The following is a 7,785-nucleotide window of genomic DNA, read 5'->3' as shown; positions in this document are numbered from 1 at the left end:
ACAGTTCTCCCTGGCAGACCGCAGGGATTCGGCCGAAAGCCGGCCGTAACTTGGGTTTACATGTGCAGTCGGTCGGCGAGGCCGTCGATCAACCGGCGCAGCTCGGCCAGATCGGCAAACCGGAACGGGCACCGGCCCGCCGCCATCGCGACGAACTCGTCCGGCGCGGCGGCATCGGTCCAGCCCACCGGCAACGAGAACTGCCTGCCCTCCGCGTCGAGGAAAAACACCCGATCCTGCGACCAGGTCTGCCGCACCGCCACGAACACGAACTCGCGGCCCGACCACGGGTGGAACGGGTGAGTCACCCGAACAGTTCGTTGATCACCGAGGGGATCGGGCGCATTCGACGACACGGGATAATGCCCTGGCGGAGACGACGATCGGGTTGTACAAGGCCGAGTGCATCGCCGACGATTCCCCGTTCCGCAAGGGGCCGCTGCGCACCATCGGTGACGTCGAGGAGGCCACCTCGGCGTGGGTGCACTGGTACAACACCGGCCGGCTCATGCATCGTCTCGGGCGGATCCCACCGGCCGAGTACGAAGCCAAGTACTACGCTGAACACCGTGCCGATCAACCGGTCGCACACAAATGACAGTGTGTGCATGAGACCCGGGATGGTTCAAGTCAAGGAAGTACTGCGGGTCTGGCTCGGGGTCCCCGGGTCGCGGCCGCCGGGACTGCGCACGATCGCGGCACATTGCGGGGTGGACCGGAAGACGGCGCGGCGGTATGTCGAGGCCGCGCAGGCCGCGGGGCTGCACCGCAGCGACGGTGTCAAGGCCCTCGACGACGGGCTGATCGGCGCGGTGATCGAGTCGGTGCGCCCGGCCCGCCCGAGCCGACACGGGCCCGCCTTGGACCGGCTGCTGGGTTCGAGGACCAGATCACCGCGTGGGTGGCCGGCGACGGGAACCATCCACCCTGACGATCACCAAGATCGAATCCCTGCTGGCCACTCCGGCGCGATGCGCCGGAGCGGTCCCATAACTGGCAATCCGAGTGGTCTCATGAGGGTGGTAGAAAACAGGTCGGACCGGTCCCATGCTCATGGCAGGTGACAATCGCGATCAATGGATCATTGGTCCTATTCGTCAGAAGTGTTCTCGCTAATCAGATTATGGTCCGTCATCGCATGGAATACGGCCTGCAGACCCGAATATGGTTTGACCACAGGTAGCCATTTGAGGAGGTCGTTCATCCGAACATCGGCTAGCGAGCCCGATTGCGCGAGGAACTTGGACAGGCGCTCCTTCTCGAGGAAATCAAACGCTGCCGAATCGATACATGTCGCATCTGCTGGAGTGGGCCCAGGGCTACCTAGCTGCTCCGCCCACACCCGTAACGAGTCCGAGCTCTCAGACTGGCTGGAGATTATGCGGTACATGGTTTTTGGAAGGCCGAGTAGGAGCCCGACCAGTATCGCGAGGCTGTACAAACCGGAATCGTCGCGGTTCAACTGTGCTCTCCACTCGGGATCGGACAGAACCCGGGCACGGATCACGAGGTATGCACTCATGAAGCGTTTGGCACGCCGGGGTGACGTCGCGACGAGAGGTGCTAGGCGATTAATGACGTGAAGGTCTACGCCGGACAACGTCAGGCCCTCTGTGATGCCATGCCGAATGAGGTCGGATGACGCCGTGTCATCGCTGGGCTGGATAATCACCTCGGCGTTCTCAACGGCGCTCATGCTATCTTCGGCTGTGATCCCCTGGTCAGGGGAGCGGTTCTGTCGAATACTGTCTTGTTGCGCCAACTCCCTTCTGTCTATGAAGTTGACCGATGATTGCAGCAGTGCGACTGAACCTTGAGCACTCATAGGCGGAAGTGTGTAGCTGAGATGGAAGATCTTCTCCAGATAGTCTGCCGCTGTCGTCGCGACATCGGCGCCGAGCAGATCTGCATGTCGGCTATGCAGGGATGCAGCCAACCATCTCGGATCAACACCAACGACGACGGCGAATAGCGGTAGCGCGAGAAGTAGATGAACTGCATCAAGAACGTTGACTACCGTTTCAGGGGCGCAGCGGTCGAGATCGTCAATATAGAGGACGATCCTGCGTGTGCCCCTTTCGGACGGATCTTCGGTCTCCTTACTGAGAAACTCGCTGAGATCGCTCAAATCCCGGTACGCCAGTCCGACTACGCCTAGGTACCGGTCGTAGTCACCACTTCCCGCTCGCTCAGCCAGATACCGTGTCAGAAGCTGGTCGCCAGTGAGGTCCTGCTTCGCTTGTACAGCCGCCGCAAGATCCGCTTCTGCGTTGTCCTTCCTTTCTTTCGCTGCAGTCAATACCGCTGCCGCCGCTGCAGCTTCCTGCTTCGCTGAATCTAGTTCGGCGTCCAGCTTTCGCCGTTCTTCGGCCAGTCGCCTGTCGGCCTTCTTCTTTACCCGCAACGCAGGCTCGAGAACCTCACGTGCAACGGCTGTTTGTCTTTGAAGCCAGGCGGCGGCAGCACCCCCTACTGTTCCTAACTGCAGAAGTGCTGCAGTTACGGGATCCCCCAGGTCGTCAAAGGCGACCGCAGCGCCGACACCAAGCAGGGCGACAACCACTGCGACGTAGATAGTCCTCGCTAGAGGCGACGACTTGATACCACCTACAGTGGCCAGGTTGCGAGCCTTCGCGCCAAGTGTGAGCACCTCGTCTGCGGCCGTCGCGAGATCTTGTGCATTATTCAACGCTGCCTCAGCGCCAAGGTAACGTGCAACCGTCTCAAGTTCCGACTTCAGGCGAGGGTCTGCGAGGTCGGCGGGTGCTATTGAACTCCAAATACTGGTGATCGCCTTGTCGCTGACCTTTTTGATGGCTGCGTTGTGCTGCTTCTCGGCTTCTGTGACAGCCTCGGCGAGAGAATCAGCCCGTGCTTGGGCCACCGCCACGTCGTCCTCGGCTTGCTCGGCAACCTGTTGCATGCCGGTCACATGCTCGAAGGCTTCGGTGATTAGCTTGTCGCGTTGTGACTGTCGCGGACTCAGTTTGTGGAAGATATGTTCGAGGAGGCTTGCCCATATATCGCCTCTCGCATAGTGCCATGCGTTGAACCACACGTGGTCGACGCGGCCGTGGAACTGGTCGCTGCTAGAATCGCCAGCCTGCAAATCTGTGATGCTAGTCTCGATACGTTTCATGAAGAACGACTTGCCGCTGCCCCATTCTCCGTACAGTCCGACGGCGAGGGGTGGCTTCAGTTGTCGGGACGATATCAATGCGGCTAACGCCCGTGCATCTTTGTCGATCCCGAGCTGATCGACGTCGTCGATAAGATCACGTGTTACGGCTGGAACAACCAGACGGGTCTCAGCGTGATCCGGGATGGGGATTGTGGCCCCAGGTATTTCATGGATCTCATCGTCGTCGGCGCTCGCCTGGCTCTCGATTTCATCTGCGAGGCTCGTTTCCCCAAGGCGTCGTAGGACGTCTGCTAGTGCAAAGCCCGCTTCCTTGTCACCGTCGAGGAACTGCTTTTCGAGTAGGTTTCGCAGCCAAGCAATTGTTTCAGCAGTCTGTGCTGAAGTTAGCTCGGAGCCTTGTACTAGGTCGAGGAAACGAGTTGCGACGGAGAACCGACCCCTTTCCAAGAGCTGTTGCAGCACCGTGCGTGCTCTTTCTGGGTTGTCCTGGCGTTCGTAGATCGACGCCAAGTCGATTCCTGCCTCAACGTCTCCCCGTAAGAATGCGCGTTCGAGTGTCTCCGCGGCGTTAGAGAGATCGCCCTGGCGTTCGTAGATCTCCGCCAGTGGCTTCGTCGCGTCTCGATTCCCCTGCAGGAAGGCGCGCTCAAGGATCTGTGCTGCGGCAGTGAGATCACCACGCCGACGTTCGATGAGTCCGGCAAGTTGCAAACCCGCTGAGAGGTTTCCAAGTTCGAATTCAGATTCTAAGAGTCCTTCCGCTTCGGCGAGTTCGCCGTGCTTTTCGAGGAGTCGAGCGAGTTGGAGTGGTGCGCGAGGATCTGTGATCGCTCTCAGTACGTGGATAGCGCTTTGATCGTTGCCCTGTAATTCAAGGACGTCGGCCAGAACTAGGCCGACGTCGGGGTCACCCACATCGGGGTCGTACACCCCTCGGAGTAGCGTTTCCGCCCCCTCAAGATCGTTGCTTTTTACAAGTCCTCTCGCGACAGGCACCGCCAACGAAGTATCGCCTAGTTCGAAGGCTTGACGAAGTGCGCGATCGGCTTCTGCGAAGGTTTGCCGGCGGGAATGAAAAGCAGCAAGTTGTCGGGCCGCAGCGGGGTCTCCTCGCTCTACGCCCTCTCGGAGCAACTGCAAAGCGTCCGTGTCCCGCCCGTTTCCCTCAAGGCGTTTTGCCAGCACCCTTCCCGATTCCAAATCGCCGTTTGCGAAAGCGTCGGAAAGCTGACGCTCGTCGGGCTCTGCAGGAACTGATCCGCTCGTTGGCATAGCTAATTGTGATGCATGTCCCAGGCATGGCCGCCGCCGACTCCACCGGAGCGCGGTCTTCAACCAGGCCACCAGCTGAGTGAAGGAGTTCGCACTGGTATCGGCGCATGTTATCGGACCGTTCAACTGCGGTAACCAGCTGATCCGACGTGCCGGCTTGCCACCTCCCATCCCGCGAAAAAAGTTGGCTGTCCGGAAGACCGGTGCGGCTGCCGCCGGCTGGATCGCCGAGCAGCCCGGCAGCATCCCACTCCTCGGTGCCGACCCCCACTGGCAGGCCCGCTATTCCGCCGAGGTCGATGCGTTGCGTGTCGACCATCGAGAAACCCGTCGCCTGGACTAGAAGTGGAGGTGATGCGACGCGAACTGGCCGAGCATCACATCGCGGACTCGACCCGGCACCCCGCCGTGATCGACGCGCTCGGGGCCGCGCCCACCACCACGACGCCCACCGACCGACGCACAGCGCGGCGGTCGGTGGGCGTCCTACTTGACTCCTCCACCGGCGGAGTCAAGTTCGAGCAGACAACACTAATCTCTCGGAGGTAGGAAGGCTCTGACCGCGGCTGCTGTGGCTGCCGTTGGTGTCCTCTGCGCGGCGGTGCTGTGGCCCGGCGTGCCGGCTGCCCGGATCATCACCACTAAGTAGAGCGACCGAAGACGTCACTCCAGGCGTGACAGTCGTAGGGCTCGCAGACACCCGGAGCAGCACTACCTAAGCCGAAGCTGCGACGTATCGCAGATCTCTACCCCTCCGCCGGCCTCGGAGACGACCGGCGCTCGTAGCGTTCCAGGAGCCCGTGTGTTCGGCTTACTCTTGCGAAGGGAGGACCGCGGTGGCAATCTTCTGAGCAATCACTGCTACCGCATCTCGACTCGTCTCGAAGCCGGCAAGGTCGGGCAGAATCCCGCTGTACTCGGCCACTTCATCGAAAGTCACGTTGTGAAGTACCGGAATGAGCGTCGACTTGTGGAGAAGTGCACCGAGCTCGCGTTCCGTCCAGAACCGCCCTGTCAGGTATGCGGGTGTCAACAGCGCGATGCCGCAGCGAGCCTTCCTAAGCCCCTTGTCCATTTGAAGAGCCTGGCTCTTGCCTGGGACGATTGCCACCTCGTCGAACCAGACGCTGACGCCAAGCTCTTCAAGGCAGTCGCGTAGTTCGACTCCCGTATCGCTGCCATCGATGCGTGCATAACTGAGGAACGTGTCGTACTCGCGTTCATCTTGCGTAAGTAGTGCTGTGTGAACGCGTTCGGCCAGTTCCTGCTCGGCGGGGGTGTACTGAGCACTCTGTCCAGCGCGCAGCTGGCTATTCAGACGCGATATTGTCGCTTTGTTGTGCGCGTTAGCCTTGGCATTTGCCGCATTGACTGAAGCTACCTGCCGGTTGAAACGGTCAACCACCTGCTGGTTATGGCGTTGGGCCGCACGGTTGTGGTCGTCCACCTTCCGCTGGTTGGCTCGGTTGACGCGGTCTACTTCCTGGTTGTAGGCCCGAACTTGCCGTTGCACCTCCTGCTCAGCTTTGCGCTGCGCGTTGCGCATCTCACGTTGAAACTTCGCCGCATTGAACCGCGTAGCCATAGCTCCTCCAAACGCGACACTTGCTGCAGCGTCATACGTCGCGTGTACCTCTACGGTTGGGCGGGAAGCTTCCGTTCAGCTACTAGTCAGCTTCCAGCCGGGTAGGTCACCCCTGCAGTGCCAGGGTGTCATCCGCATATGACTCTTAGGGTGCGACACGCCGATATACAGTGGTTGAATGTCAGAGAGGCACAATATCTTGTGCTTTGCGGTGAGAATTTCGGCATAATGACTATCCGACTGACACGCCTCCATCAGACCTCGATGCAGTGGATAGCTAACCGATTCGTCGACGCAAGTGCAGGAATCGTGATAGGACGGATATCGAGACCATGACCGGGCTCGACGCGGAGGGGCGCCCGATGATGGCGCAGCAGATGCCCGGAATGGTCGCTGTGGCGCGCAGTGACACCCGGCAGGTGTTCAAGGTGTTCTCCGACGGTTACGAGCCGCATCAGTACCGTGAGTGGCTTCTGGGGGCGGTGTCGAACATCCTCGGTGACACCTTGGTGGTGACCTCGGCTGGATTGCTGCGGCATGGTGGGCAGGCGTGGGTGGAGGTCTCTGTTCCCGAGACCCTGCACGACGGGCGCACGGGGTTCAGCTACCGGCCCAATCTGTTGGCGGCGACGTCGCTGGATGGCAGCCTGGCGACGACGTACGGGCGCACCGTTACCGCGACGGTGTGCGATAACACGATGGCGATCGCGCTCGGGCAGGCGCGGGGTCAGCAGGTGAAGATCCGGCACAGCCGGTACTCGGGGTTGCGGATCGATCAGGCCCGGCAGGCGTTGAGCCTGGTGGAGGAGACCGCTGACGAGTTCACCGAGTCGCTGCGGCGCCTGTCCGAGGTGTCGGTGACGGATCGGCAGTGGTTCGCGTTCCTGGATGCCTGGCACCCGATGCCGGAGGAGGCGGGCCGTGCGCGCACGATCGCGACCCGGGTGCGTGAGGAGTTGGTGGAGATGTACCGGCACGACGTGCGGGCCAGCACCTGGCAGGGAACCGCGTTCGGGGTGGTCCAGGCGGTGAACACCTGGGCGCACCACAAGCAGCCAGTGAAGGGTGCTTCGCGTGCCGAGCGGAACCAGGAAGGCACGATCTCGGGCCGCTTCGACAAGCTCGACGCCTCCGTCGTGAGCACCCTCGAGAAGGTCCTCACCAGCTGATCCTGCCCACTTCCACCGGCCCGCACTCGACTTCCGGGGTGCGGGCCGGTGGTGCGTGATGGGGCTGTGACCTGGTGTGATGGCATGTTCCCGGTTTGTGATGTGGGGGTGCCGGCGATCTGGTGGGGGAGCGCCGGCATCGGGTTGTGGGGTTGTCGGCGGGGCGGGAGGGTGTCTGTTTCGCCCGTTTTGAAAGCGTTGTGAAAGTTGTTGATTATCAATATGTTTAGATAATTACTTGATAAGTAAGTGTTTACGTAAATTATGCACAAATGTGATCCTGTTAGATTCGTAATCTGTTGTATATCAACATATTTGGATGTTTCGATTTTTTCGACTGTTTTGGGTTGCGCTGAGGTCCGGTGATATGCTGCGGGTATGACATGGAAGCGGCATGGGAAGGCGAGTGGGCGGCGGGTCGGGCGTACCCGCCGGCCTCCCCAGCTTCGTTGGGGTGTGGGGGACCGGATCAAATGAGTCGATCAAAAATGCAGGTGAGAACCTAATCTCGGAAACTCAGAGGAGCGAAGCGACTCGATCGAACGGCAACGGGAATGGACCACTGCGAGCCGCGCAGCGGCTCCCTGGCGGGGAGCGAAGCGACTCGCCCCGTCTCC

At 60.7% G+C, this 7,785-nt stretch carries 5 protein-coding genes and 1 pseudogene; 3 read left to right on the top strand and 3 right to left on the bottom strand.

Features of this window, described 5'->3' with window-relative positions:
• Window positions 1–56 precede the first annotated feature (56 nt).
• Window positions 57–308 (bottom strand): DUF5372 family protein, encoded by a 252-nt coding sequence (locus P3H15_RS52425; RefSeq protein WP_276144566.1) that lies wholly within the window; start codon window positions 306–308, stop codon window positions 57–59.
• A 50-nt stretch (window positions 309–358) separates the two neighbouring features.
• Here P3H15_RS52425 and P3H15_RS52420 point away from each other — a divergent pair.
• Window positions 359–598 (top strand): annotated as a pseudogene (locus tag P3H15_RS52420) (integrase core domain-containing protein); the annotation flags it as partial.
• A 492-nt stretch (window positions 599–1,090) separates the two neighbouring features.
• Here the strand turns inward: P3H15_RS52420 and P3H15_RS52415 are convergent.
• Window positions 1,091–4,057 (bottom strand): P-loop NTPase fold protein, encoded by a 2,967-nt coding sequence (locus tag P3H15_RS52415; protein WP_276144565.1) that lies wholly within the window; start codon window positions 4,055–4,057, stop codon window positions 1,091–1,093.
• A gap of 541 nt (window positions 4,058–4,598) precedes the next feature.
• Between P3H15_RS52415 and P3H15_RS52410 the strand changes: the two genes are divergently transcribed.
• Window positions 4,599–4,757 carry a hypothetical protein gene (locus P3H15_RS52410; RefSeq protein WP_276144564.1) on the top strand — a complete coding sequence of 53 codons (159 nt, stop codon included), beginning with the start codon at window positions 4,599–4,601 and terminating at the stop codon, window positions 4,755–4,757.
• Between the two features lie 468 nt (window positions 4,758–5,225).
• On the opposite strand, the gene P3H15_RS52405 is transcribed toward P3H15_RS52410, so the two are convergent.
• Entirely contained in the window at window positions 5,226–5,999 is a 774-nt protein-coding gene (locus P3H15_RS52405) for a TIR domain-containing protein (protein ID WP_276144563.1), read from the bottom strand.
• 332 nt (window positions 6,000–6,331) lie between these two features.
• Between P3H15_RS52405 and P3H15_RS52400 the strand changes: the two genes are divergently transcribed.
• Complete coding sequence (locus tag P3H15_RS52400) at window positions 6,332–7,168, top strand: DUF932 domain-containing protein (protein WP_276144562.1); 837 nt, start codon at window positions 6,332–6,334, stop codon at window positions 7,166–7,168.
• The last annotated feature ends 617 nt before the right edge of the window (window positions 7,169–7,785 follow it).

The organism is Rhodococcus sp. T2V, assembly GCF_029269925.1.
GTDB classification, from domain to species: Bacteria; Actinomycetota; Actinomycetes; order Mycobacteriales; family Mycobacteriaceae; genus Rhodococcus_F; species Rhodococcus_F koreensis.
The sequence above is the reverse complement of the archived record's forward strand: the minus strand, read 5'-3'. Positions and strand labels throughout refer to the sequence as shown.

Excerpts from the sequence above, each read along its gene's own strand:
- P3H15_RS52405 (WP_276144563.1), bottom strand. The coding sequence starts at position 5,999 with ATGGCTACGCGGTTCAATGCGGCGAAGTTTCAACGTGAGATGCGCAAC.
- P3H15_RS52400 (WP_276144562.1), top strand. The coding sequence starts at position 6,332 with ATGACCGGGCTCGACGCGGAGGGGCGCCCGATGATGGCGCAGCAGATG.